The organism is Paracoccus sp. L-17, from assembly GCF_056857655.1.
On the sequence record NZ_JBSXNM010000036.1, the window covers coordinates 19,893 to 45,188 of the forward strand.

28 protein-coding genes and 1 other RNA gene are annotated in these 25,296 nt (G+C 64.3%); 20 read left to right on the top strand and 9 right to left on the bottom strand.

The annotated features are described in order from the left end of the window. Position 1: 1 nt before the first annotated feature. Positions 2-502, bottom strand: coding sequence for a MarR family winged helix-turn-helix transcriptional regulator (locus AC13CR_RS08980; RefSeq protein ID WP_446233548.1), 501 nt, complete (start codon positions 500-502; stop codon positions 2-4). Between the two features lie 221 nt (positions 503-723). Between AC13CR_RS08980 and ectA the strand changes: the two genes are divergently transcribed. From ectA to AC13CR_RS09010, 6 genes are all read left to right on the top strand, one after another. Further along, positions 724-1,266, top strand: coding sequence for a diaminobutyrate acetyltransferase (ectA, locus tag AC13CR_RS08985; protein ID WP_482900783.1), 543 nt, complete (start codon positions 724-726; stop codon positions 1,264-1,266). A gap of 56 nt (positions 1,267-1,322) precedes the next feature. Beyond that, positions 1,323-2,609, top strand: coding sequence for a diaminobutyrate--2-oxoglutarate transaminase (gene ectB, locus AC13CR_RS08990; protein ID WP_482900784.1), 1,287 nt, complete (start codon positions 1,323-1,325; stop codon positions 2,607-2,609). 5 nt (positions 2,610-2,614) lie between these two features. Further along, entirely contained in the window at positions 2,615-3,007 is a 393-nt protein-coding gene (locus tag AC13CR_RS08995) for an ectoine synthase (protein ID WP_292958795.1), read from the top strand. 3 nt (positions 3,008-3,010) lie between these two features. Next, on the top strand, positions 3,011-4,450 hold the full coding sequence (locus AC13CR_RS09000) for an aspartate kinase (protein WP_446237408.1): 1,440 nt from the start codon (positions 3,011-3,013) through the stop codon (positions 4,448-4,450). Between the two features lie 332 nt (positions 4,451-4,782). Then, positions 4,783-5,137: a transfer-messenger RNA gene (gene ssrA, locus AC13CR_RS09005) on the top strand. Positions 5,138-5,398: 261 nt separating this feature from the next. Next, positions 5,399-5,893 (top strand): SspB family protein, encoded by a 495-nt coding sequence (locus AC13CR_RS09010; RefSeq protein WP_292958791.1) that lies wholly within the window; start codon positions 5,399-5,401, stop codon positions 5,891-5,893. Between the two features lie 55 nt (positions 5,894-5,948). Here the strand turns inward: AC13CR_RS09010 and AC13CR_RS09015 are convergent, their stop codons facing one another. Beyond that, positions 5,949-7,082, bottom strand: coding sequence for a Hint domain-containing protein (locus tag AC13CR_RS09015; protein WP_482900785.1), 1,134 nt, complete (start codon positions 7,080-7,082; stop codon positions 5,949-5,951). Positions 7,083-7,308: 226 nt separating this feature from the next. Between AC13CR_RS09015 and fumC the strand changes: the two genes are divergently transcribed. The 3 genes from fumC to AC13CR_RS09030 all read left to right on the top strand — a co-directional run bounded on the left by fumC (position 7,309) and on the right by AC13CR_RS09030 (position 9,241). Further along, complete coding sequence (gene fumC, locus AC13CR_RS09020) at positions 7,309-8,703, top strand: class II fumarate hydratase (protein WP_446232374.1); 1,395 nt, start codon at positions 7,309-7,311, stop codon at positions 8,701-8,703. A gap of 72 nt (positions 8,704-8,775) precedes the next feature. After that, the gene (locus AC13CR_RS09025; RefSeq protein WP_292958783.1) at positions 8,776-8,976 is read left to right on the top strand and encodes a DUF4169 family protein; all 201 of its coding nucleotides are present in this window, start codon (positions 8,776-8,778) and stop codon (positions 8,974-8,976) included. After that, complete coding sequence (locus AC13CR_RS09030) at positions 8,969-9,241, top strand: ribbon-helix-helix domain-containing protein (protein WP_292958781.1); 273 nt, start codon at positions 8,969-8,971, stop codon at positions 9,239-9,241. Before AC13CR_RS09025 ends, AC13CR_RS09030 begins: the two co-directional genes overlap by 8 nt. A gap of 204 nt (positions 9,242-9,445) precedes the next feature. Here the strand turns inward: AC13CR_RS09030 and cobS are convergent, their stop codons facing one another. Continuing rightward, on the bottom strand, positions 9,446-10,417 hold the full coding sequence (gene cobS / locus AC13CR_RS09035; protein ID WP_292958844.1) for a cobaltochelatase subunit CobS: 972 nt from the start codon (positions 10,415-10,417) through the stop codon (positions 9,446-9,448). A 119-nt stretch (positions 10,418-10,536) separates the two neighbouring features. Between cobS and AC13CR_RS09040 the strand changes: the two genes are divergently transcribed. From AC13CR_RS09040 to AC13CR_RS09085, 10 genes are all read left to right on the top strand, one after another. Beyond that, positions 10,537-11,103, top strand: coding sequence for a sigma-70 family RNA polymerase sigma factor (locus tag AC13CR_RS09040; protein ID WP_292958779.1), 567 nt, complete (start codon positions 10,537-10,539; stop codon positions 11,101-11,103). Continuing rightward, positions 11,100-11,816 carry an anti-sigma factor gene (locus tag AC13CR_RS09045; RefSeq protein WP_292958777.1) on the top strand — a complete coding sequence of 239 codons (717 nt, stop codon included), beginning with the start codon at positions 11,100-11,102 and terminating at the stop codon, positions 11,814-11,816. Before AC13CR_RS09040 ends, AC13CR_RS09045 begins: the two co-directional genes overlap by 4 nt. A gap of 98 nt (positions 11,817-11,914) precedes the next feature. Further along, positions 11,915-12,478, top strand: a complete 564-nt coding sequence (locus tag AC13CR_RS09050; RefSeq protein WP_292958775.1) for a fasciclin domain-containing protein — start codon at positions 11,915-11,917, stop codon at positions 12,476-12,478. A gap of 182 nt (positions 12,479-12,660) precedes the next feature. Beyond that, a complete protein-coding gene (locus AC13CR_RS09055) occupies positions 12,661-13,698 on the top strand; it encodes a DUF808 domain-containing protein (protein WP_446232614.1) in 1,038 nt (345 codons plus the stop codon). A 107-nt stretch (positions 13,699-13,805) separates the two neighbouring features. After that, the gene (gene ugpB, locus AC13CR_RS09060) at positions 13,806-15,119 is read left to right on the top strand and encodes a sn-glycerol-3-phosphate ABC transporter substrate-binding protein UgpB (protein WP_292958771.1); all 1,314 of its coding nucleotides are present in this window, start codon (positions 13,806-13,808) and stop codon (positions 15,117-15,119) included. 72 nt (positions 15,120-15,191) lie between these two features. Further along, positions 15,192-16,070, top strand: coding sequence for a sn-glycerol-3-phosphate ABC transporter permease UgpA (ugpA, locus tag AC13CR_RS09065; protein ID WP_292958769.1), 879 nt, complete (start codon positions 15,192-15,194; stop codon positions 16,068-16,070). Further along, positions 16,070-16,918: a sn-glycerol-3-phosphate ABC transporter permease UgpE gene (gene ugpE, locus AC13CR_RS09070; RefSeq protein ID WP_292958767.1), complete on the top strand. Its 849-nt coding sequence runs from the start codon at positions 16,070-16,072 to the stop codon at positions 16,916-16,918. The genes ugpA and ugpE overlap by 1 nt, the downstream gene beginning before the upstream one ends. A gap of 1 nt (position 16,919) precedes the next feature. After that, a complete protein-coding gene (locus AC13CR_RS09075) occupies positions 16,920-17,927 on the top strand; it encodes a sn-glycerol-3-phosphate import ATP-binding protein UgpC (RefSeq protein ID WP_292958765.1) in 1,008 nt (335 codons plus the stop codon). Between the two features lie 105 nt (positions 17,928-18,032). Beyond that, positions 18,033-19,139 carry a M4 family metallopeptidase gene (locus AC13CR_RS09080; protein WP_292958763.1) on the top strand — a complete coding sequence of 369 codons (1,107 nt, stop codon included), beginning with the start codon at positions 18,033-18,035 and terminating at the stop codon, positions 19,137-19,139. A gap of 138 nt (positions 19,140-19,277) precedes the next feature. After that, positions 19,278-19,565, top strand: a complete 288-nt coding sequence (locus AC13CR_RS09085) for a protealysin inhibitor emfourin (protein WP_292958761.1) — start codon at positions 19,278-19,280, stop codon at positions 19,563-19,565. Positions 19,566-19,616: 51 nt separating this feature from the next. Here the strand turns inward: AC13CR_RS09085 and AC13CR_RS09090 are convergent, their stop codons facing one another. The 6 genes from AC13CR_RS09090 to AC13CR_RS09115 form a co-directional block, all read right to left on the bottom strand. Then, complete coding sequence (locus AC13CR_RS09090) at positions 19,617-20,597, bottom strand: CorA family divalent cation transporter (RefSeq protein WP_292958759.1); 981 nt, start codon at positions 20,595-20,597, stop codon at positions 19,617-19,619. Between the two features lie 27 nt (positions 20,598-20,624). After that, positions 20,625-21,875 carry a glycerate kinase type-2 family protein gene (locus AC13CR_RS09095; RefSeq protein ID WP_482900786.1) on the bottom strand — a complete coding sequence of 417 codons (1,251 nt, stop codon included), beginning with the start codon at positions 21,873-21,875 and terminating at the stop codon, positions 20,625-20,627. A gap of 144 nt (positions 21,876-22,019) precedes the next feature. Further along, positions 22,020-22,220 (bottom strand): CsbD family protein, encoded by a 201-nt coding sequence (locus AC13CR_RS09100; RefSeq protein ID WP_292958755.1) that lies wholly within the window; start codon positions 22,218-22,220, stop codon positions 22,020-22,022. A 75-nt stretch (positions 22,221-22,295) separates the two neighbouring features. Further along, a complete protein-coding gene (locus AC13CR_RS09105) occupies positions 22,296-23,246 on the bottom strand; it encodes an NAD(P)-dependent oxidoreductase (RefSeq protein WP_292958753.1) in 951 nt (316 codons plus the stop codon). Further along, positions 23,246-23,575, bottom strand: a complete 330-nt coding sequence (locus tag AC13CR_RS09110) for a tRNA-binding protein (protein ID WP_292958842.1) — start codon at positions 23,573-23,575, stop codon at positions 23,246-23,248. Before AC13CR_RS09110 ends, AC13CR_RS09105 begins: the two co-directional genes overlap by 1 nt. A 39-nt stretch (positions 23,576-23,614) precedes the next feature. Beyond that, on the bottom strand, positions 23,615-24,118 hold the full coding sequence (locus tag AC13CR_RS09115; protein WP_292958751.1) for a type III secretion system chaperone family protein: 504 nt from the start codon (positions 24,116-24,118) through the stop codon (positions 23,615-23,617). Positions 24,119-24,291: 173 nt separating this feature from the next. On the opposite strand from AC13CR_RS09115, the gene cobD reads away from it, so the two are divergent. Then, a complete protein-coding gene (gene cobD / locus AC13CR_RS09120) occupies positions 24,292-25,281 on the top strand; it encodes a threonine-phosphate decarboxylase CobD (protein WP_292958749.1) in 990 nt (329 codons plus the stop codon). The last annotated feature ends 15 nt before the right edge of the window (positions 25,282-25,296 follow it).

The window sequence follows — 25,296 nt, forward strand, 5'->3', positions numbered from 1 at the left end:
CCTAGCGCGGGACGATATGGATCTCGCCGGTCGCCAGGACCGGCGAGGCGTCGAAACCATCCGCGTTCAGCATCGCGGCGGCGCGTTCCAGGTTGGCAATCAGCATCGCCTGTTCCCAATCGGCCATTTGCGCGAAGCTGCGCACGAAATGCTGTTGCAGCGCATCGGGGGCAGTCTGCAATGCCTGCCGACCCCGTTCGGTGATCACCACATTGGTCTGCCGCCGGTCGCTGTGCGACCGATGCCGCCCGGCATGGCCGCGCCGTTCGAGCTGATCGACCAGCGTCGTGACCGTCGCCTGGCTGACCCCCATCTGTCCGGCCAGAGCCGTCGGTGTGGCGCTGCCGCCCTCTCGTCCTTCGAGGATCTGCAGAACCCGCAGCTTGGCCGGGGTCAGGCCCGCGGCATGGGCCAGTTCCCGCTCATGCAGCTGCGTTGCACGCAAAATGCGGCGCAGCGCGATCAGCGCCTCGTCAACGCGATGAGGGTCGGCCTGTCTCATGGCAGGATCATGCCGGAAGGCCCGATCCGGCGCAATCGGCAAGTGTCGGCGTAAAATATTTTACTTGACTAAGCGCATTTTTGCATGTCTCGCGGCACAACCTCCCCGAAAGCCATTGAATTATAGCTATTTAGCTGTTTTCGCCCAAATTTTCCCTTAGATGTTGCAACCGGAAGGCGGTTTTACTAGTTAGACTGTCAAAGCAAATGAGGACAGATCACATGCCCAAGGACGTGTTGAACATCGACCCCCCCCGCCGTCGGACGCTGACGCTGCGCAAGCCGGAAAGCACCGACGGTTCGGCCATCTGGGAACTGATCCGCGCGTGCAAGCCGCTGGATCAGAATTCGATGTATTGCAACATCGTGCAGGCCGAACATTTCCGCGACACCTGCGTCGTCGCCGAAATGGAGGGTGACATCGTGGGCTGGGTCTCGGGGCACATGATCCCCAACGAGGATGCCCTGTTCGTGTGGCAGGTGGCGGTCAGCCCAAAGGCGCGCGGGCTGGGCCTCGGCCGGCGGATGCTGGAACACCTGATCGGCCGCGACGCCTGCGCCGAGGCGTCGCAGTTGAACACCACGATCACCCGGGACAACGAGGCGTCCTGGGCGCTGTTTCGCAGCTTTGCCCGCCGCATGGGCGGCGATCTGTCGGACGAGGCGCATTACAAGCGCGACGATCACTTTGACGGTCAGCACGCGACCGAACACATGGTCACGATCACGCTTCCCGACGAAGGCGACGTCTCCAGCGCCGCCTGAAGGCCGCCATCCGAACCAGATTTTCACCGACGCACCGAGGTGCGAAAGGACACGTCATGCCGAAAGACATTCAAATCCAAACCGACATCTTCACCCGACGCGAAAGCGAAGCGCGGTCCTATTGCCGCAGCATCCCCGCGGTCTTCACATCGGCCAGCGGCTCGATCCTGAAAGATGCCGAGGGCGCGGAATATATCGACTTTCTCGCCGGCTGCTCGTCGCTGAACTACGGCCACAATGATCCCGACATGAAGGCCGCGCTGATCGACCACATCACCTGCGACGGGATTGCACACGGTCTGGACCTGCATACCGACACAAAAGCGCGCTTTCTCGACGCGCTGGATCGCCACATCCTGTCGCCGCGCAGCATGGATCACCGGGTGATGTTCACGGGCCCGACCGGCGCCAACGCCGTCGAGGCAGCGATGAAAATCGCCCGCAAGAAGACCGGGCGCACCAACATCATTGCCTTCACCAACGGCTTTCACGGCGTGACCATGGGCGCGCTGGCCGCGACGGGCAACAGTTATCACCGCGGCGGCGCCGCGATGGACACACAGGGCGTGACACGGATGCCCTATGACGGGTTTGCCAAGGGCATCGACGGAGCCGCTTTGCTGGATCAGATGCTGTCCGACGCCTCGGGCGGAATCGACGCGCCGGCCGCGATCATGCTGGAAACGATCCAGGGCGAAGGTGGCCTGAACGCCGCATCGGCCGACTTCGTTCGCGACGTGGCGGAGGTCGCCAGAAAACACGGCGCATTGTTGATCATCGACGACATCCAGGCAGGCTGTGGCCGTTCGGGGACGTTCTTTTCGTTCGAAAAGATGGATGTCACGCCGGATATCGTCACCATGGCCAAGTCGATTTCGGGCTTCGGCCTGCCGCTGGCGCTGGTTCTGGTTCGTCCCGAACATGACATCTTCGGCCCCGCCGAACATAACGGCACCTTCCGGGGCAACACCCATGCTTTCGTGACGGCCCGCGTCGCGATCGAGAAATTCTGGTCGGATGATGCCTTCCAGACGGAACTGGCCGACAAGGCCGCACTGATCGAACGCCGTCTGACCGAACTGGCGGACCTGGTTCCCGGCGCCTTCCTGAAGGGTCGCGGGCTGATGCGCGGTGTCGATGTCGGAACGGGTGATCTGGCCGGAAAGATCTGTGGCCGCGCCTATGAGATGGGCCTTGTGATCGAGACCTCGGGCAGCGACGGACAGGTCGTCAAGGTGCTGGCCCCTCTGACCACGCCCGCCGACACATTCGAAAAGGGTTTCGACATCCTGCTGCAGGCAGCGCACGACACCCTCGACACCACCAGGATCGCTGCGGAGTAGAAGACATGATTGTTCGCGATTTCAACAAGCTGAAAGACACCGACCGTTCGGTCAGCGACGCGCGCTGGAATTCGGTGAGGATGCTTCTGGCCGATGACGGAATGGGCTTTTCCTTCCACATCACCACTCTGGAGGCAGGGTCGGAACACACCTTCCACTACAAGCACCATTTCGAAAGCGTCTATTGCATGTCCGGTCGCGGGTCGATCACCGACCTGGGCACGGGCGAGACGCACGAGATCAGGCCCGGCGTCATGTATGCGCTGAACCTGCATGACAGGCATACCCTTCGGGCCGAGGAAGAACTGGTCATGGCCTGCTGCTTCAATCCGCCCGTCACCGGAACCGAAGTCCATCGCGAGGATGGTTCCTACGCCCCGGTGGAAGAAACGGCCTGAGCCATGAACAGCACCCCGAACCATCATACGGTCGAAAAGATCGGCGGCACGACCATGTCGCGGGTGAACGAATTGCGCGACACGCTGCTGATCGGCAGTCGCTCGGGCGCCGATCTCTATAACCGCATCTTCGTCGTCTCCGCCTTTGGCGGCATTACCGACCTGCTGCTGGAACACAAGAAATCGGGCGAATCCGGCGTCTACGCCTCGTTCGCGCAATCCGACAGCGGCTATGGCTGGCACGACGCGCTGGACCGGGTCGAAACCCGGATGATCGCGGCCCACAACAAGGTGCTGGATCACCCCGCCGATATCGAAAGCGCCGACACTTTCGTGCGCGAACGGATCCTGGGCGCCCGCAACTGCCTGATCGACCTGCAACGCCTGTGTTCCTATGGCCATTTCCGCCTGTCCCAGCACATGCTGCAGATCCGTGAACTGCTGTCCGGCCTGGGCGAATCGCATTCGGCCTACGCCACCACGCTGATGCTGCGACGCGCTGGCGTGAACGCCCGCTTCGTCGATCTGTCGGGCTGGCGTGACGAAGGCGAGGTTTCGCTGGACGAACGCATCCAGGGTGCGATGAACGGTGTCGATCCGGCATCCGAGATGCCCGTCGTCACCGGCTATGCGCAATGCGCCGAAGGGCTGATGCACGAATTCGACCGCGGCTATTCGGAAGTGACCTTCTCGCGGCTGGCGGCGCTGACCGGCGCGCGCGAGGCGATCATCCACAAGGAATTCCACCTGTCCTCGGCCGATCCGAATCTGGTCGGACCCGATGCCGTGCGCAAGCTGGGCCGGACCAATTACGATGTCGCCGACCAGCTTTCCAACCTCGGGATGGAGGCGATCCATCCGAAGGCCGCCAAGACCCTGCGTCAATCCGGCGTGCCGCTGCGCGTGACCAATGCATTCGAGCCCGAGGATCCCGGAACGCTGATCGACGACCAGCCTGCCGAGGAAGCGGCGGTCGAAATCGTCACCGGGCTGGATCTTTTCGCCTTCGAATTGTTCGAACAGGACATGGTCGGGGTCAAGGGCTATGACGCGGCGATCATCGACACGCTGACGCGCCACAGCGTGCGCATCGTGTCCAAGGTGTCGAACGCCAACACGATCACGCATTACGTGGACAGCAGCCTCAAGGTGCTGCGCCGGGTCGAGAAGGATCTGGCCGAGAAATATCCTTCGGCCGAAATCTCCTCGCGCGCGATCTCGATGGTCGCAGCGGTCGGGCGCGACATGGATGGCCTTTCGGTGCTCAGCCGTGGGCTGAACGCTCTGGCCGAGAACGGGCTGGAGGCGATCGGCGCCACGCAGGGGCCGCGTCAGGTGGATGTGCAGTTCATCGTCGAACGCGATCAGATGAAGCCCGTCATCAGGTCGCTGCACGGCGCCCTTGTCCAGGGCGTCCGCGAAACCAGTCAACGCGCGGCCTGAGTACCGATAGCGAAGATGACCAGCAAAAGGCCCCGGCGAAGGGGCCTTTTCGCTGTCTGCGAAGGACTGGCGGCGCGATCCGCCTGGCCGCCGGTTTCGACGATCCTGATGACTATCAGGCCGGCCCGCGACGGCCGCCCGTCCCGTCTGCCGAGCCGGCGCCGATCGGATCGCCGGGCGCGCGCCTGCCCGGAGGCGACAATGCGGCGATGACATCTGCGAGCGGCAAGATCATCCGGGACAGGTTCGAAACCTGCCGGATCTCGTCATCCACGCTTGGCCGGATCGGGCCTGCCGCGATCGGAAGGTTTCGCCTGAATCCCACCATGGTTGCGGTTGCGAAGACGGGGCCGCCTGCCTATATTCATGATGTCCGGTGCAAGCCGGACTATGGACATAAACGCGCTCGTAATACGCGGATCGGACCCGGGGGCGGTACCCGGCGGCTCCACCAAAAACCCTCGTTGGGGGAACATGGGGCCGAAACAGGATCGACGAACGTCTAAAGGGGTTATGCTTTGTCCCGGTGAGCCACCACCGTTATCGGTGCAAAATGTACAGTTGCCAACGACAACCGTGCTCCGGTCGCTCTGGCTGCGTAAGCAGTTCGAGAGATCGAAACCTAAGCCCTTCCGCCTAGCAGCGTAAGGCGGGGCCCGCAGGAGCCTGGCAACAGAATCCTGCACCTTCACCCTTTCATCAGCCTGTCCGCGCGGAACTGCCGCGTAATCCATCACGTTTGCCAAGACATCCGGAAAAGGAGATTTTCCATGAAGGGGCTTGTCGCGTGGTGGCTGGGCGTGCCGGTCGTGATCATCGTGATCCTGTATCTGTTCGGCGTGTTCTGATCGCATCCGTGGGGGCGACGGCCTTTCACGAAAGTCGCGCCCCCCTCTTTTCATCGACGTCCATATGCCTATGCTGACGCGCAAGCAAAAGGATGACGGCATGGCACGATCCGGGATCGATTATGGCGGCATGATGCATCGGGCGATGCAAGGTCTGATTGCCGACGTCCTTGAAGGCGTTGCGGAAAATGGTCTGCCGGGCGAGCATCACTTCTTCATCACCTTCGACACCCGCGACGAAGGCGTCGAGATGGCCGATTGGCTGCGGGAACGGTATCCCGAAGAAATGACCATCGTCATCCAGCACTGGTTCGACAATCTGACCGTCGATGACCAGGGGTTCACCATCACGCTCAATTTCGGCAATTCGCCCGAACCGATGCGCGTCCCCTTCGACGCCCTGCGCACCTTCGTCGATCCCTCGGTCGAATTCGGCCTGCGATTCGAAACGCAGGACGGCGACGAGGACGAAGATGAGGATGAAGAAGCCGGCGCCGAATTCGATCTGGACGTCGCAGACAGCAGCGACGATGGCCCGGATGATGTTCCGCCGGGCGGCGGCGAGGTCGTGCAACTGGACCGCTGGCGCAAATAGACCGCTTGCGCCGCGCGCAGCGGCAAGGCGGGCCCAGGCCCGCCCCGACCATGCTTTACTGTTCGATCAGGGCTGATCCGTTGCGGGCGTGGCGCGATGCAAGCTGGCGGGCCTTGCGACCCGGCGCCAGTTCACGCGCCGGGACCGGGCGATAATCCGCATCCGCAAGTTCGGGTAACAGGTCCAGAATTTCGCGCCGTGCCTGGCGTCCCACCGATTTCAGCGCCTCGGGGCCCGTGAACATCGTTTCGGTTTCGGCACCGTTCGAGACGACGATCGAATGGCAATCCAGCAGAAAGTGGAAATACTCGATCTCGGCCATGTCGCCGGCGAGGGCGATGCCGTCAACTTCCAGCAATTGCTTGGCGGCGACCAGAACCTCGTCGGTGCCGAACATGCGCTGCGCGATCCGGGACCGGACCAGAACCCGATGCTGGGGCGACACGACCAGATCGGCATGGGGCTTGCCCGCGCCCAGGGCGCCCGCGGCAATCCTGATCGGACGCAGATGCGGTGCCGCGGCCAGCGCATCGGCGCATTTGACGGTGCTGCCGATCCAGATGATCGGCTTCAGATCACCCTCGGCCGTCAGAACGCGATCGCCGATGCCCAGATTCTCGACGCTGACCGGCCCGGTCGCGGTCTGGATCATGGTCCCACGCGCGAAGCACGCGACCGGCACATTGGCGAAAGCCGCGCCGAACCCGGTTGTCGCGATGTTGGTGTCAGAAGCAAAAGGCGTGGCGGAAGCGACCGTGATTTTCTGGATCGCCGGGATATTGTCCCAGCTTTCAAGCGCGTCGGTTCGCGGGCGAAGGAACACGTCGCCGTTCTGCATCTGAATGACCACGCCGCTTCTGGTCAGCACCTGGCCGCCGGCATAATCAGGCACCTTGATCTGGAACGTGGCCTGGACAAAGGACTGGACTTTCTGGCCCGATACGCTCGCCTCGGTCAGCGGATTCCGATACGAAAATTCGGCGGCGGTCCCGGGACTGGTCTGATAGGTCGTGCGATATCCGCCGCTTGAAGACACGGGGCTTCCCGTTGTGTCGGTCAGAGCGAACTGCGAACTGTCCTCGGCGTTCCAGCCCACGGCGGCGTTCGCCTGCGTCTGGGTGATGTTGTTCTTCGACGTCGGGTCCAGAAGCGACCGCTTTCCGAAATACAGCCAGGTTTGCGTTGGCATGATACGTTTCTTTCCTGATAGCCTGCAGCGTTGGCCGGGCCGTCCCGGCGGGGGCCGAGGCAGCGTCAACCCCGGAAAATATGCGCCTAGCACAACCAAAGGCTGAAATCACCCTGTCAATCAGTGGAACGCCATGTCGCTGTGTCGCTGTTGCACGACAGATGCGAATTGCCTGTCCAGTGGCTGGCCGCTACAAACCCGCGCGACAAAGGATGGGAGCGACAGGATGACCACGACCCGCACCGAGACCGACAGCTTTGGCCCGCTGGAGGTCGATGCCTCGAAATACTGGGGTGCGCAGACCCAGCGTTCGATCAGGAATTTTCCCATCGGCTGGGAACGCCAGCCGGTCGCGATCATCCGCGCGCTTGGCGCGATCAAGCTGGCGGCGGCGCGGGTGAACATGCGAAGCGGCGATCTGGACCCGGCAATCGGGCGCGCGATGGAACAGGCCGCGACCGAGGTCTACGAGGGCCGGTTCGACGACAACTTCCCGCTGGTCGTCTGGCAAACGGGATCGGGCACGCAATCGAACATGAACGCCAACGAGGTCATCGGCAACCGCGCGATCGAGATTCTGGGCGGCCAGATGGGCAGCAAGGCCCCGGTTCATCCCAATGATCATGTGAACATGGGCCAGTCCAGCAACGATACCTTTCCCACGGCGATGCATGTCGGCATCGCGATGATGGCGCGCGATGTGCTGATTCCCGGTCTGGAAAAGCTGCATCAGGCGCTGGCCGCGAAGGCCGAGGAATTCCGGGACATCATCAAGATCGGCCGCACCCATACGCAGGACGCGACGCCGCTGACGCTGGGTCAGGAATTCGGCGGCTATGCCCATCAGGTCGCCAAGGGAATCGAGCGGGTGAAGCTGGCTCTGGGCGACATCTACGAACTGGCGCAGGGCGGCACCGCCGTGGGCACCGGCCTGAACACGAAGAAGGGCTGGGACACCGAAATCGCGGCCGAGATCGCCGCCATCACCGACCTGCCCTTCGTCACGGCCCCCAACAAGTTCGAGGCGCTGGCCGCCCATGATGCGATGGTGTTCTTTTCCGGCGCGCTGAAGACCGTCGCTGCCTCGTTGTTCAAGATCGCCAATGACATGCGCCTGCTGGGATCGGGTCCGCGATCGGGCCTGGGGGAACTGATCCTGCCCGAAAACGAGCCCGGATCCTCGATCATGCCCGGCAAGGTCAACCCGACCCAGGCCGAGGCGCTGACCATGGTCTGCGCGCATGTGATGGGCAACGACGCCGCCGTGACCTTTGCCGGCAGCCAGGGTCATTTCGAACTGAACGTCTACAACCCGATGATGTCCTACAACGTCATCCAGTCGATGCAGCTTCTGGGCGATGCGGCCTCGTCCTTCACCGACAACATGGTGGTGGGCACGCAGGCCAATACAGCCCGCATCGACAAGCTGATGAAGGAATCGCTGATGCTGGTCACGGCGCTGGCGCCTTCCATCGGCTATGACAATGCCACCAAGGTCGCCAAGACCGCGCACCGGAACGGCACGACCCTGCGCCAGGAAGCCGTCGCGCTTGGCTTCGTCGATGCCGAGACCTTCGACCGGATCGTTCGTCCCGAGGACATGATCGGCCCCAGGGAATGAACAGCGCTTGACCGGATCGGGCCGGTCCGGGGTAGTATGCCGCTCCGCCCCGGCCCTTTCCATCGGAACGCCATGACCCGAATCATCAACCTGCGACAGGCCCGCAAACACCGCGCCCGCAATGCCAGCCGCGCGGCGGGCGACACGAATGCGGCGAAATTCGGCGAGGCGAAGCCGCTGCGCGATCTGCGCAAGGCGGAAAAGGACCGCGCCCTGCGCGACCATGACAGCCACAGGATCGACCGGACCGACGAGACCGGCCCGGATGGCTGAGCCGATCCTGCCCCCCGTGACCCCGCCGCTCAAGCGGTCGGTGACGATCGACGGGCACCGCACCTCGGTCTCGCTGGAGGATGCATTCTGGCATGACCTGGCGGCGCTCGCGAAGCGGCGCGGCGAGACTCGGGCAAGCCTGATCGGCAGGATCGACCACGCCCGGCCGCCCGAGGTCGGACTGGCCACCGCGTTGCGGCTGTTCGTTCTGGCCGAGACAAAGCGCGGTCTGGCGCAGATCCGCACGGCAGGGACGCAGGCATGATTTGACCTGCCCGGAGGTCATGCAAGCCCGGACGCCGGTGCTTTCCTGTCCGGGGCCGGAACGCTGGGACCGGCCTTTTCACCGGAAAAGACCGGGCTTGACGCGCGGCGCCGGCCGCCACAAGGGGGGGATGCCGTGATCCTGATCACGGACGATCTCACGCCCATCCGGCCCGCGGCGCGGCCCCCGCAGGCGGCGGGACGGCTATTTCGCGCTGGCGGCGGCGCTTTCCGGCAATTCCTCGTCGAACAGGCGCTGGTAGAATTCGGCCACCGTCTGACGCTCGAGTTCGTCGCATTTGTTGAGAAAGGTCAGGCGGAAGGCATAGCCCACATTGTCGAAGATGCGCGCGTTCTGTGCCCATGAAATGACCGTCCGCGGCGACATCACGGTGGACAGATCGCCCTGCATGAAGGCCGTCCGCGTCAGATCCGCCAGCGTCACCATCTGGTTGATCGCCTTGCGACCCTTCTCGTTGTTGTAGTTGGGGTTCTTGGCCAGCACGATGGCGGCCTCGGCGTCGTGGGACAGATAATTCAGCGTCGAGACCAGCGACCATCGGTCCATCTGTCCCTGGTTGATCTGCTGGGTCCCGTGATAGAGGCCGGTCGTATCGCCCAGGCCCACGGTGTTGGCGGTCGCAAACAGCCGGAAGCAGGGATTGGGGGTGATGACCTCGTTCTGGTCCAGCAGGGTCAGCTTGCCGTCGGCTTCCAGCACGCGCTGGATCACGAACATCACGTCGGCGCGGCCGGCATCGTATTCGTCGAAGACGATCGCGGTCGGGTTGCGCAGCGCCCAGGGCAGGATGCCTTCGTGAAACACCGTCACCTGCTTGCCATCGACCAGCTTGATCGCGTCCTTGCCGATCAGGTCGATGCGGCTGACATGGCTGTCCAGGTTGACGCGCACACACGGCCAGTTAAGCCGGGCCGCCACCTGTTCGATATGGGTGGACTTGCCGGTGCCGTGATAGCCCTGGATCATCACCCGGCGGTTATAGGCAAAGCCCGCGAGGATCGCGAGCGTGGTGTCGGGGTCGAACTTGTAGGTGCTGTCGATCTCGGGCACCCGGTCGCTGCGCTCGGCAAAGCCCCTGACCTTCATGTCGCTGTCCAGCCCGAAGGTTTCACGCAGGTCGATTTCCTCGGTGGGTTTGGCGTTCATGTCCAGCATCATCGGGCCCTTTCCTCGCAACGCCGCCTTGATCGCGCATTCGTGCGGCGCGCGCAAGACAGGGTCGCGTTGACGTGTGCGAAGACCCTGCCTAATCTGCCCTGCGAACAAGGATGGGAATGAACGTGGCTTTGAAAGAGGCGCGCAGGGTCGAGCTGGAGGAAATGATCGCGCGGGTGGCCCTGGCCGACCGCGAGGCCTTCGATGCGCTGTATGACGCGACCTCGGCGAAACTGCATGCGGTCTGCCTGTCGCTGCTGAAGGACCGTCCCGAAGCCGAAGAGACCCTGCAAGAGGTCTATGTCAGGATCTGGCAGAATGCGGCGCGCTATGCCTCGAACGGCCTGTCGCCGATGACCTGGCTGATCACCATCGCCCGCAACCGCTCGATCGACCGGCTTCGGGCGCGCAAGTCCCGTCCTGCCACGGCGCCGGCCGAGGCCGCCGACGCGGTCCCCTCGGCCGAGCCCGGCCCCGAGGCCGCGACGATCCGCGCCCAGGAGCGCCGGATGCTGGATGAATGCCTTGCACAACTGGGCGAGCCGCAGGCCGGTGCCGTCCGCGCCGTCTATCTGGAAGGGGAAACCTATGCCGATCTGGCCGCCCGCGAGGGCAAGCCGATCAACACCGTCCGCAGCTGGCTGCGCCGCAGCCTGTTGCGCCTGAAGGATTGCGTGGGTCAATGAACGAGGACACGCCCCTGACCCCGGAACAGGAAGACGACGCGCTGGCGGCGGAACTGGCCCTTGGCCTGCTTGACGGGGACGAGGCACAGGCCGCCGTCGCGCGGCTGGCGCAGGATCCGGCCTTCGCCCAGGCCGTGCGCGACTGGCAAGAGCGACTGGCGGGCCTTGCGCTGAACCTGACGCCGGTGATGGCGCCTGCCCGTGCGCGGCAGCGCATCCGCGAACAGCTGGGCCATGGACGCGCGCCGCTGGCCGACGACCCGTCGGCGCGCGCGGCGCCGTGGTGGCGCGGGCCCATCGGCGCGCTGACCGGCCTGGTGGCGGTCGCGGCCGTCGCCCTGTTCCTGTGGATGCCCGGACAGACGCCGACCACCGCGCCCGTCGCCGCCGATTACCAGGCACAACTCGTGTCCGAAGACGACAGCCTGCGCGTCGCCGCCCGGCTGGATGGCCGCGAGATGGAGATCGCGCTGGAACAGGGGACCGCCGCCGAGGGCCGCGACTATGAGATCTGGTGGATCAAGCCCGACGGTTCGGACCCGATCTCGCTGGGCCTGGTGCCGCGATCGGGCAATGCGCGGATGGAACTGCCCTCGGATCTGAACCCCGACGAGGGCGTCCAGATCGCGCTGTCGGACGAACCTCAGGGCGGCTCGCCCACCGGGCAGGCAACCGGGCCCATCGTCGCGATAGCGCCGCTCACGCCGACGTGATCCGGGCGGCCCCGCCGGCCGCGCAACTTATCCTGAATGCTTCCGTGCCTGTGGGTATCGCAGCCGAAAACCGGCTGTTCCAACCCGGAGGAAGATTCATGAAACGCTTCACCACCGCGCTTGCCGCATCCGCCATCGCCCTCAGCCTTGCCGGAGGCGCCTACGCCGACAACACGATGGTCGGCGGCGTCGAGATGTTGCCGACGAACAACGTCGTCGAGAACGCTTCGAACGCGCCCAACCTGACCACGCTGGTCTCGGCGGTTAAGGCCGCGGGTCTGGTCGAAACGCTGATGGGACCCGGACCGTTCACCGTGTTCGCGCCCACGAACGCCGCTTTCGCGAAACTGCCCGAGAAAGCCGTGGCTGACCTGCTGAAGCCTGAAAACAAGGACATGCTGACCAAGGTCCTGACCTGCCATGTCGCCGCCGCGGACGCGATGTCGCCCGCCATCGGCAAGATGATCAAGGATAATGGCGGCAGCTATGCAATCGACACCGTGGGCGGCTGCAAACTGACTGCCTCGATCAACCCCGACAATCAGGCGCTGCAGCTGACCGACGAAAACGGCACTGTCGCGACCGTGACCACGCCGGATGTCAAGCAGGCGAACGGCGTCGTCCACGTGATCGACACGGTTCTGATGCCGAAGATGATGTAATACGGCACAGACCGGCCCGCCTTCCCCGGCGGGTCGACTGGCCCGCGCGAATCCCCTTCCGCGCGGGCCTTTTTCCTGTCCGAACCCCCGAACTTTCCTGTCCGAACCCCCGAACCGCCTTGCGCGCCGCGCGTTGCATCGTCACGGTTGGGACGGAAAACGGGGCAAGGACAGATGCGGGCATGAGCGGACTCATTGCGCTTCTGGACGATGTCGCGGCCATCTCGAAGGTCGCGGCCACGTCCATCGACGATGTGGCGGGACAGGCCGCCAAGGCCGGCGCCAAGGCGGCCGGAGCCGTGATCGACGATGCGGCGGTGACGCCGAAATACGTAGACGGCTTCGATGCAAGCCGCGAGATTCCGATCGTCTGGAAGATCGCCAAGGGGTCGATCTTCAACAAGCTGGTGATCCTGCTGCCGGTCGGCCTGCTGCTGTCGGCCTTCGCGCCCTGGCTGATCACGCCGCTTCTGATGATCGGCGGCGGCTATCTGTGTTTCGAAGGCGCCGAGAAGGTCGCCCAGATCTTTGTCCGCACAGACCGCCACGACAGCCAGAAACACATCCGCCCCGAAGGCGCCGGCGCGGCGCTGGAGGAGAAGCGCGTGGCGGGGGCGATCAAGACCGATTTCATCCTCTCGGCCGAGATCATGACCATCGCGTTGTCGACCATTCCGGCCAGCGACACGCTGTGGACGAAGGCGCTGATCCTGTTCGTCGTGGCCATCGGGATCACCGTGGCCGTCTATGGCGCGGTGGCGCTGATCGTGAAGGCCGATGATCTGGGCGTGCATCTGGCGACCGGGCGCAGCGGTGCGCTGGCCTCGCTTGGTCGCGGCATCGTCAAGGTGATGCCGGGCCTGATGAAGACTCTGACCATCGTCGGCACCGCCGCGATGTTGTGGGTCGGCGGCAACATCATCCTGCACGGCCTCTCCGAGATGGGCTGGCAAGTCATCTATGGCTGGATCGAGGAGACCGCGGCGAAGGCTGCCGAGGCGGTTCCACGGGCGCCGGGCGCAGTCGCCTGGATGACCACCGCCTTTTTCGACGGAATCTTCGGCCTGCTGCTGGGGCTGATTCTGATCCCGCTGGTCGAATACCTGATCAATCCCGCGCTGTCGGCCACAATCATTCCGCTGATCGCTTCGGCAAGGCGGGTCCTTGGCGGCAAAGGCCCGCAAAAGGCCGAGGAAAAGAGCAGCGGCGATCCGCGTTGACCGTCTGGTCAAAGACTGTCACATTTGCCTCACGAAAGAGTTGCGCTTCCGTCATGCGAGACCGCTAGGTCCGGTAGCGATCCACAACTCCTGAGGGGAGGAAGAACATGAAACGCCTGATTACCGCTTCCGCGGTGGCGCTGATCGCGTCGCTGTCGGCCGCCAATGCCCAGACCGAAATCCAGTGGTGGCACGCCATGGGCGGCGAGCTGGGCTCCAAGCTGGAAGAAATCGTCCAGGGCTTCAATGACAGCCAGAACGAATACAAGGTCGTCCCGTCCTACAAGGGCACCTATCCCGAGACGATGACCGCCGCCATCGCGGCGTTCCGCGCCAAGCAGCAGCCGACCATCGTGCAGGTCTTCGAGGTCGGCACCGGAACCATGATGGCCGCCCAGGGCGCCATCGTCCCGGTCTATCAACTGATGCAGGACAACGATGTCCAGTTCGACCCGAACGCCTTCCTGCCGGCGGTCGTGGGCTATTATACGGACACTGACGGCAACATGCTGTCGATGCCGTTCAACAGCTCGACGCCGATCCTGTATTACAACAAGGATGTGTTCGAGAAGGCCGGCCTGGACCCGGAACAGCCCCCGAAGACCTGGGGCGAGATGGAAGAATTCTCGAAGAAGATCATCGATTCGGGCGCCGCGTCCTGCGGCTTCACCACCGGCTGGGTCAGCTGGATCCAGACCGAGAATTTCAGCGCCTGGCACAACCAGCCGGTCGGCACCGAACAGAACGGCTTCGGCGGACTGGATGCGCGGCTGTCGCTGAACGGCCCGGTTCAGGTCAAGCATTGGGAAAACCTCAAGAAATGGGCCGATGAAGGCATCTTCAAATATGGCGGCCCGGTCGGCGGCGACAACGCACCGCCCATGTTCTATTCGCAGGAATGCGCGATGATCATGAACAGTTCGGCCAGCCGTGCCGGTGTCCTGGCCAATGCCCAGGATTTCCAGGTCGGCTTCGGGATGCTGCCCTATTACGACGATGTCGAGGGCGCGCCGCAAAACACCATCATCGGCGGCGCGACCCTGTGGGTTCTGTCGGGACGCCCGGAGGAGGAATACAAGGGCGCCGCCAGGTTCTTCGAATATCTCTCTTCGCCCGATGTTCAGGCCGACTGGGCCTCGTTCTCGGGTTATCTGCCGATCACGCAGGCTGCGGCGGACCAGATGTCGGGCTTCTTCGCCGACAATCCCGGCGCCGATACCGGCCTGAAAGAGATCACGCTGAACCCGCCGACCGAGAATTCCAAGGGTCTGCGCTTTGGCAATTACGTCCAGATCCGCGGCATCATCGACGAGGAATTCGAACAGCTTCTGGCCGGTTCGAAAGACGCCCAGGGCGCGCTGGATTCGGTGGTCGAGCGGGGCAACAAGCTGCTCGAGGAATTCCAGGCGCAAAACCAGTAGGAACGGATCGGGGGCCGCGATCGGTCGCGGTCCCCATCCCTTGCCGACCGGCCCGCACCACCCGGAGATGCGATGAAGCGCACAATTTTCAGCAATCAGTTGCTGCCATGGCTGCTGCTGGCCCCACAGCTGGCCATTACCTTCATCTTCTTCCTCTGGCCCGCCGGCCAGGCGATCAGGCAAAGTTTCCTGCGCGAAGACGCCTTTGGCATCAATACAAGCTTCGTGGGGCTGGCGAATTTCCGGGCGCTGCTGGACAGTCCGGAATACCTGGAATCGGTGAAGGTCACGGCGGTTTTCGCCGTCTCCGTGACGGTCGTGTCGATGGGCGTGGCGCTGCTGCTGGCGGTGGCCGTGGACCGGATGCTGAAATCGGCGCGCGTCTACACAACCCTGCTGGTCTGGCCCTATGCGGTCGCGCCGGCCGTGGCCGGCATCCTGTGGTGGTTCATCTTCAACCCGACCATCGGCATCATGCCCTATGTGCTGGATGTCATCGGCTATGACTGGAACCATGTCAGTTCCAAGACCGATGCGATGATCCTTGTCGTCATCGCCAGCGCGTGGAAGCAGATCAGCTACAACTTCCTGTTCTTCGTCGCCGGCCTGCAGGCCATTCCGGCCTCCATGCGCGAGGCCGCCGCCATCGACGGCGCCGGCCCCGTCAGGCGTTTCTTCGACATCACCTTTCCGCTGCTGTCGCCCACGACCTTCTTTCTGCTCGTGATCAATATCGTCTATGCCATGTTCGAGACCTTCGGCGTCATCGACGCCACGACCGAGGGCGGACCCGCGCGGGCCACCAACATCATGGTCTACAAGGTGTATTTCGACGGTTTCGTGGGACAGAATATCGGCAGTTCGGCGGCGCAATCGGTGGTCTTGATGCTGCTGGTGATCACGCTGACGATCATCCAGTTCCGCTGGGTCGAAAAGAAGGTCGAATACTGATGATCGAAAATCGCCCCGGCCTGAACATCCTCGCCCATCTGGTGCTGATCCTCGGCGTCGTGATCGTCGCCCTGCCCGTGTGGGTGGCCTTCGTCGCCTCGACCCGGTCCGCGACCGATTTCATGTCGGGCACCGTGCCGATGTGGCCCGGCCCCCATCTGGTCGAGAATTATGCCCGGATGCTGGACAGCGGCGTCTCGACCAGCGGCACACCGCCGGTCGCGCGGATGATGTTCAACAGCCTTGTCATGGCGCTGTCGATCGCCATCGGCAAGATCGCCATCTCGATCCTGTCGGCCTTCGCCATCGTCTATTTCCGCTTTCCGCTTCGCGGGCTGGCCTTCTGGTGCATCTTCGTGACGCTGATGCTGCCGGTCGAGGTCCGCATCGTGCCGACCTTTCAGGTCGTGGCGGGGCTGGGCCTGCTGAATTCCTATGCCGGGCTCTCGGTTCCGCTGATCGCCAGCGCCACCGCCACCTTCCTGTTCCGACAGGTGTTCCTGACCATGCCCGACGAGTTGGTCGAGGCCGCGCGGATCGACGGCGCCGGGCCGATGAAGTTCTTTCGCGACATCCTGCTGCCGCTGTCACGAACCAACATGGCGGCCCTGTTCGTGATCCTGTTCATCTATGGCTGGAATCAATATCTGTGGCCGCTGCTGATCACCACGGATGCGCAATATTACACCATCGTCGCCGGCATCAAGCGCATGGCAGACGCCGTCGACGGTCTGCCGCAATGGCATCTGGTCATGGCGACCGCGGTGCTGGCCATGTTGCCGCCCGTCGCGGTGGTGATCGGAATGCAGAAGCTGTTCGTCAAAGGTCTCGTCGAGACGGAGAAATAAGTTGGCATCCATCAAACTGGACAATCTCGGCAAGATCTATCCCGGCGGCAGCCGCGCCGTGGGCGGCGTCAAGCTTGATATCGCTGACGGTGAATTCATCGTTCTGGTCGGGCCATCGGGCTGCGGCAAATCCACGCTTCTGCGCATGGTCGCGGGACTGGAAAGCATCACCGAAGGCGAGGTCCGGATCGGTGACCGCGTGGTCAACAAGGTCGAACCCGCCGACCGCGACATCGCGATGGTGTTTCAGAACTACGCCCTCTATCCGCATATGTCGGTGCGTCAGAACCTGGCTTACGGCCTGAAGAACCGCCGCACGCCCAAGGCCGAGATCACCCGGCGCGTGGACGAGGCCGCCGCAATCCTGCAAATCGGCCCGTTTCTGGACCGCAAGCCGCGTGCCCTGTCGGGCGGGCAGCGTCAGCGCGTGGCAATGGGCCGCGCCATCGTGCGCGAACCGGCAGCCTTTCTGTTCGACGAACCGCTGTCCAACCTTGACGCCAAGTTGCGCGTGGCGATGCGCCTGGAAATCAAGGACTTGCAGAAACGACTGCGGACGACCTCGATCTACGTTACCCATGACCAGCTTGAGGCGATGACACTGGCCGATCGGCTGGTCGTTTTGAATGCCGGTCAGGTCGAACAGATCGGCACCCCGCTGGATGTCTATCGCCGTCCCGCCTCGACCTTCGTGGCCGGATTCATCGGCAGCCCGGCAATGAACCTGATTCCGGCCCGCGCCGTGCCGCATCTGCCCGGCAGCGCCCATGCCGCCGTGATCGGCATCCGCCCCGAGGATCTGGTTCCCGATCCCGACGGCCCGATCGAGATGCAGGTCGGCGCGATCGAGGAACTGGGCGCACAGCGCCTGGTCCACGGCAAGGTCAACGGCGCCGACGTGACGATCGCCCTGCCCTCGCATGGCGAATTGTCCGACAGGCTGCGCCTGAATGCCGCCCCCGAGGCCCTGCATCGCTTCGACGATAAAAGCGGCAAGCGGCTGGACTGAACGCCCTTTCGGCCGCGGGTGATCGGTGAGCAGCGACTCATGTTCCGTCTTTGTTCCGGGTACGGGCTGTGTTAACCTCGATTCTCCAGCCAGAGGTGAATACGCATGTGCCATTCGGTCTGTTCGCGCGACCCCATCCGCTCGATCCAGTGCATCGTCCCGCCCCACATGCTGCGCGTGATCGCCTTGCGGGGCGATGAACGCACTGCCGAAATGGCGCGCAGCCTGCTGAAGCAGACGCAGCAACTGCGCCAGGAACGCGAGGATCACGTCCATCCCGGCACGCCCGGCCCCGATATGCCGCCAGCCGCCGCTGTCGCGCGACGAAAGCGTGGCGCAAGGGCCAGCCGGTACCGCCCCGACCGCCGCGTCCATGACGGCCAGCACAAGGCGGCCCTTCCCGGCACGCTGGTCCGGGCGGAAGGCGATCCGCCCGCCGGGATCGCGGATGCCGACCGCATGTATGATGCGATGGGCGAGGTGTTTTCGCTTTACGCCGATCAGTTCGACCGCGATTCGCTGGACGGTCACGGGATGCCGCTGCTGGCGACCGTGAACCACCGGCGCAACTACAACAACGCCTTCTGGGATGGCGATCAGATGGCCTTCGGCAATGGCGACGGAAAGCTGTTTCGCAGTTTCATCGACCCCACGGTGATCGCGCATGAAATGACCCATGGCGTGATCCAGTATTCCGGCGGGCTGATCTATCAGGATCAGTCGGGCGCGCTGAACGAAAGCCTGGCCGACGTCTTCGCCGCGATCTCGGTCCAGCATCAGCTGAAGCAGACACCGGCGGAGGCCGACTGGATCATCGGGGGCGAATTGCTGGGTCCGGACATCAAGGGCGTCGGGCTGCGCAGTCTGAAGGCGCCAGGCACAGCCTATCACGACGATCTTCTGGGTCAGGATCCGCAACCCTTTCACATGGACAATTTCCTGTCCACCAAGGACGACGATGGCGGCGTCCACATCAATTCCGGGATCCCGAACCATGCCTTCTATCTGTATTGCATGTTGCTGGGCGGGCCATCCTGGGAAAAGCCGGGCCAGATCTGGTATCGCGCCCTGCAAGAGATGAACAATCCGCTGGCCACCTTCGCCGAATGGTCTGACCAGACCGTCGCCGCCGCGATCACGCTTTACGGCATGGGCAGCCCCGAGATGGTGTTGCTGCGACGGGCCTGGAAGCTGGTCGGACTGCCGGGCTAGGGCGACCTCGGTCGTTTTCCGGGGTCCGGCGGCGCGTCCGGCCTGCCCCTATCCTTTCGGTGATCTTGCCGGACCGCCTTTCCCGCCTTATCTTCTGCGCATATGGGTTGTGCAGCGATAGGCGCCGGGTGTGTTGCCATGATCATCGAAATATCGTCCAGCGGCGGCTTTGCCGGAGTTCCGGCCGCCGCCATGAACAAGCGGATCGACGTGGATCAGCAGACCCCGCAGATGCGGCAGGAAATCTGCGAGGCGTTCGAGCCGCGCGATCTGAGCCAGCTTGCCTCGAAATCTGGCGCGCGCCGGGGCGCTGACATGATGACCTATCGCATCACCGTCACCGACCGGCAGGCCGGCGCGCATGTCTTCACGATTCGCGAGGATCAGCTTCCACCCCAGATGCTGGACCTGATCGACCAGATGTAGGATCTTGGCCGTCCCTGCCCCAAGTGCGGCAGGCCGATAGCCGCCTCCGGGCTACAGCCAGTTCTTCCAGCGCAGCACCAGCCACGTTCCCCCGGCCGTTGCCGCCATCAGCAGCAGCGCGGCGGGATAGCCCCATGCGGTGTCCAGTTCCGGCATCGAGGTGAAGTTCATCCCGTAGATGCTGGCGATCAGCGTCGGCGGCAGGAAGAGGGCTGCGATCACCGACAGGATGCGCACCGTGTTGTTCTGTTCCAGATTGATCATGCCCAGGGTCGTGTCCACCGCCAGACTGACCCGTGAGCCCAGAAAATCGGCATGGACTTCCAGCGCCTGGATGTCGCGCATATGGCCCCGGATCACGGGGCGCAGCCTTTCGGGTTCGGGCCGTTCGTCGATGGTCGCGGTATAGAAGGCCAGAATCCGTTCGACCGTCAGCAGGCCAAGGCGCACCCGAGCCATCAGGTCCGCCTCGCGCCCCACCTCGCGCAGCGCCGTTTGCAGGCGATCGGCCGTGCCGCGCGCGCGGCGCCCGGTCGCGCCGGGGCGGCTTTCGAACACGCCCGCGGTCGTCTCGTCCAGCAGCCGACCCGAATTTTCGAGGATGTCGGCCAGGCGCGCGATGATCTCTTCCACCAGCCCCGAGAACAGCCTGTCCACCGTGCCGCAGCCAAGGGTCGATCGTTCGGCCCTCGCGGGAAAGGTCAGGAACGGCCGGGGCGCATGGTGACGGACTGTCACCAGACGCTCGGACGACAGGATGAAACTGACCGGCATCGCCGCGCGCTGGCCATCAGCGCGTTCGCCGGGCAGAACGGCCGTCATGTAGTCGAAGCCGTCCTCGCGATACAGACGGTTGGAGATCTCGATTTCTTCCATCTCGGCCAGACTGGGAACCTCGAGGCCAAGCTGGCGTATCTGCGTCACCTCGTCTTCGGTGGGAACGACCGCGTCGATCCAGACGGCGCGGCGCAGATCGGCAAGGTCCGCCAGACGCGACAAGCGGCCATTGCGAATCTCGTAGGCGTAGATCATCGGCAATCGTTCCCTTGCGGTCCGGGTCTAGATTTCGGCGCCGCGCAGGAAAACGGCCAGATCGGCGACATTGGTGCCTGTCGGTCCGGTTTGGACCAAACCGCCTGCGGCGGCAAGCGCGGGGGTGGAATCGTTGTCGGCAAGCACCCGGTCCAGATCGATGCCCGCCGCCTCGATCCGCGTCAGCGTACCGGGATCGACGATGCCGCCTGCTGCCTCGCCCGGCCCGTCGCGGCCGTCGCTGCCGACCGAGGCAAAGCACCAGTCACCCTTCAATCCCCCTTCCGCCGCAGCCCGCGCGAACCGCAAGGCCAATTCCTGATTGCGTCCGCCCATGCCCTTGCCGGTCAGGCGCACGGTCGTCTCGCCACCGAAGACCAGCGGAACACCGGGACGTGCCTGCCGCGCCGCAGCGACCAAGACACGGGCGCAATCCTCGACATCGCCCTCCAGCGGCACGGCCCCGTCACATCCTCCGGCTGCGACCATGGCCTGAACGCTGTGCCTGTTCGAGCCGACAAGAATATTGCGCGCCTCGGGCAGATCGCCGCGATCATCGGACCGCGACAGGGCGGCGCGGACAGCATCGGGCAGCCGATCCCATATCTCCAGCGCGCGCGCCGTCCGTGCCGCTTCGGCGATGGTTCCGATCGGCGCGACCGTCGGCCCCGAGGCCACCACCCGCAGATCGTCACCCGGAACATCCGAAAGGATCAGCGCCGTGATCGGCGCCGGCCCCTGACGCAGCCAGCCGCCGCCCTTCAGTCGCGACAAGGCCTGCCGGATCAGGTTGGTTTCGCGGATGTCGGCGCCCGATGCCAGCAGCAGCCTGTTGACCTCTTGCTTCTCGGTCAGGGTCACCCCCTCGACCGGGGCGGGCAACATCGCCGAACCGCCGCCCGAGATCAGCGCCAGGATCCGATCTGCCGGGCGGCTTTCAGCCAGTCTCTCCGCAACCCGGCGGGCGGCCTGCGCGCCGTCCTCGTCCGGCACCGGATGCCCGGCGCGCAGCACCTCGGCCCGCATCAGCGGCGCATCGTTGCCGGCATTGGTCACGATCAGCGTCTGCGCGTCGGGCAATTGCTTCATCGCCGTCATCGCCATGGCGCGCGCGGCCTTTCCCACTGCAATAATCCGCCAGGAACCGCCTGAACGCGGCGGATCAGCGATCACCGACGGCATGGCCGCATTGACGGCCAGCGACGGATCGGCGGCCCCGATCCCGATCCAGACAAGCGCAAGCGCCTTCGAAGCCAGAGGATGGTCTGTCTTGGTCATGGCTGCATATTCCGGGATTTGCGGCCGGATGGAAAGAGCCCCGGAGCAAGCCCGACCGCCGCCGGCCGCATCATCGAACAGCCGGGCGCCATGAAAAAGGGCGCCTTCCCGGCGCCCCTCGCTGTCGCGCGTCAAGGATCGGCCCTAGACGCTGTCGCGAAAATAATTGTCGATCTCGCGATCGGCCTCGTCCTTGCTCCAGCCGTATTTCTCCTGAAGCTTTCCAGCCAGACGATCCTTGTTGCCGTCGATCTGATCCAGCTCGTCATTGGTCAGTTCGCCCCACTTTTCCTGGACCGAACCCTTGACCTGTTTCCACTTGCCTTGGACAACATCCCAATTCATAGCGACCTCCTTTGGTCTTGATGATCGCGGGAACAACGGCCGGACAGAGGCCGCGGTTCCAAGAACCAACATAAGTCAGTTCACCAGATCGCGCGCCCGTCCTCCGTTGCGATGGTCCAGCAGATTCTGCAATGCCCGCATCCCCATATCCGTCCGCACCGTTTCCGTGGCCGTGCCCAGATGCGGCAGCAGGGTGACATTGGGCGCCTGAATCAGGGCCTGCGGAATGTGGGGTTCGGCCTCGTAGACATCCAGCCCCGCCCCGGCGATCGTTGCGCTGTTCAGTGCCTCGATCAGCGCCGCTTCCTCGACCACGTCGCCCCGCGCGATATTGACCAGATAGCCCGCCGACCCCAGGGCGCGCAGTTCCGGCCCGCCGATCATGTGCCGGGTGCCGCCGCCGCCGGGAACCGCGACCACTGCCACATCAGCGGCCGCCAGGGTCTCGCACAGGCCGGGCATCTGCTGGGCGGGAATATCCAGCGAGGAAACGGTCGAGCGGTTGTGAAAGACGACCCGCATCCCGAATCCCAGATGGCAGCGCCGGGCGATCGCCTTGCCGATCCGGCCCATGCCGATGATGCCGACCGTCGCGCCGCTGACATGGCCGCCCAGAAGCTGCGTCGGGTTCCAGCCGGTCCATTTGCCCGCGCGCAGCAGCGCCTCGCCCTCGCTGGCCCGACGCATCGCCATCAGGATCAGCGTCAGCGCGATATCGGCGGTGGCGTTTGTCACCACGTCCGGCGTGTTCGAAACCGCAACCCCCGCCGCCCGCGCCGCGGCAATGTCGATATGGTTGTAGCCGGCGCCGAAATTCGCCAGCATCCGGCAGCGCAGATCGCCGCCGGCAAAGGCACCCGCCGTGAAGGCGTCGCCCAGCGTCGGCAGGATCGCGTCATAGTCGCGCAAGGCCCGCGCCGCGCCCGCCTCGTCCAGCGGCGTGTTGTCGCGGAAGGTCGCATCGAACTGCGCGGCGATGGATGCGGTCGCCCGATCCGTCATCGGGCGCGTGACCAGAAGCTTCATCAGAACAACCTTCCCCCGTCAGGCACGGACAGATCCGGCGCGATCAGCACCACCTCGCCGGCATCGTCGGGCACGCCCAGAACCAGCACCTCGGACATGACCGGACCGATCTGGCGCGGCGGAAAATTCACCACGCACAGGGCCTGCCTTCCGACCAGGGCTTCGGGTGTATAATGTTTCGTGATCTGGGCCGAGGATTTGCGCTGGCCCAGTTCCCCAAGATCCAGCCACAGTTTGATGGCTGGCTTTCGCGCCTCGGGGAAAGGTTCGGCCCGGACGATCGTGCCGACCCTGATATCGACCTTCATGAAATCGTCGAAACCGATCATCATGCGCGGTTTCTCGCATCGGCAGGGCGCAACGGACCCTCAGGCCCGTCCGAAGGCTTCGCCCAGGGCGATGTCCAGCGCGGCTGCGGGTTCCGCGTTGCCCCAGCCGACCAGCTGGAACGAGGGATAGAACCGTTCGCACCCGATCAGGGCATTGCCGATCATCCGGTCGACCTGCTCGGCCGAGGCGACCTGATCGCCGGCCAGAACCAGCCCATAGCGCCAGACCATCAGCCGTTGCTGCGCCCAGAAGGTGAAGCCCCCGTCCCAGACCTGATCATTGGCCAGGTTCAGCGTCTCGTAGACCAGCGGCAGCTTGTCGGCTGGCGGGTCCATGTCGAAGGTGCAGATCAGGCGCAGCACCTCTTCGCGCGGCGACCATGCCAGCGTCAGCGAATAGCTGCGCCACTGCCCCTCGACCACCATCGCGATCTGGTCGTCGGCGAGACGGTCGAAATCCCATTCGTGATGGGCGGCGACAGCCTCTACGATATCGATGGGATGGATCTCGTCGCTGGGAATGAAATGATCGGTCTGAGCCATAGCCTGGATCCTGCCTCTCTGCGGGAGCGATTCTGTCGCCGCTAACCCTCGGTCTGTGGACAATACCGGGCATAGGTGCCCGAATGTTCCTACCATATATCGTGGGCGCGAATCTCTCGCGAGTAAAGTGAAAATTCGTTAACGAATGGCGTGGACGGAACGGGGAGAACGGCATGGACCGCGATCACGGGGGCGATATCGACCGCGCGGCGCGGCGCTTTGGCACGGGGGACTGGCTGGACCTTTCGACCGGGATCAACCGCAGGCCATGGCCGGTTGGCACCCTTCCCGATCACGTCTGGCGGGCCCTGCCGACCGCCGCGGCCCGCGATCGTCTGATCGGTGTCGCCGCCGGCCGGCTGGGTTGCGATCCTTCCCGCGTGCTGCCGGTCGCCGGCGCCTCGGCGGCGATCCAGCTGTTGCCACGGCTGCTGCCGCGCGGACGCGCCTCGGTCCTGGCGCCCAGCTATAACGAACACGCGGCCAGCCTGCGCGCGGCGGGCTGGACGGTCGACGAGGTGAAAGACCCGCAGGACATGGCGGGGGCGGATCTGGCGGTTCTCGTGAACCCGAACAACCCCGACGGCCGCGAATGGCGGCCGCAAACCCTCGGCCGCCTCGCGGGCCGGGTCGGCCATCTGCTGGTGGACGAAAGTTTCGCCGATCCACGCCCGGACTTGTCGCTGGCCGCCACATGTCCCGACAATACCCTGATTCTGCGCAGCTTCGGCAAGTTCTGGGGCCTCGCGGGCCTGCGCCTCGGCTTCGTCATCGCCGCCCCCGCCATCCTTTCGCGGATCGCCGAAGAATCGGGGCCCTGGCCCGTCAACGGCCCCGCGCTCGAGATCGGCGCCAGGGCCATGGCCGATCGCGACTGGGCCGAGGATGCGATCCTTTATCATTCCGAGGCCAGCCTGCATCTGGACCATGTGGCGCAGCGCGCCGGATGGCAGCCCTTGGGCGGCACTCACCTGTTCCGCCTTTATGACACGCCGGATGCTGGACAGGCGCGCGACGGCCTGGCCCATGCCCGTATCTGGACCCGCCGCTTCCCCTATTCGCGCCACTGGCTTCGCCTTGGCATTCCCGGCAGCGCCGCCGAATGGGACCGGCTGCAGGATGCCCTCGGCCGCCTCGCGCTCTTGCCAAATACCTCGGGGTGAATTGGCCGCAGGCCA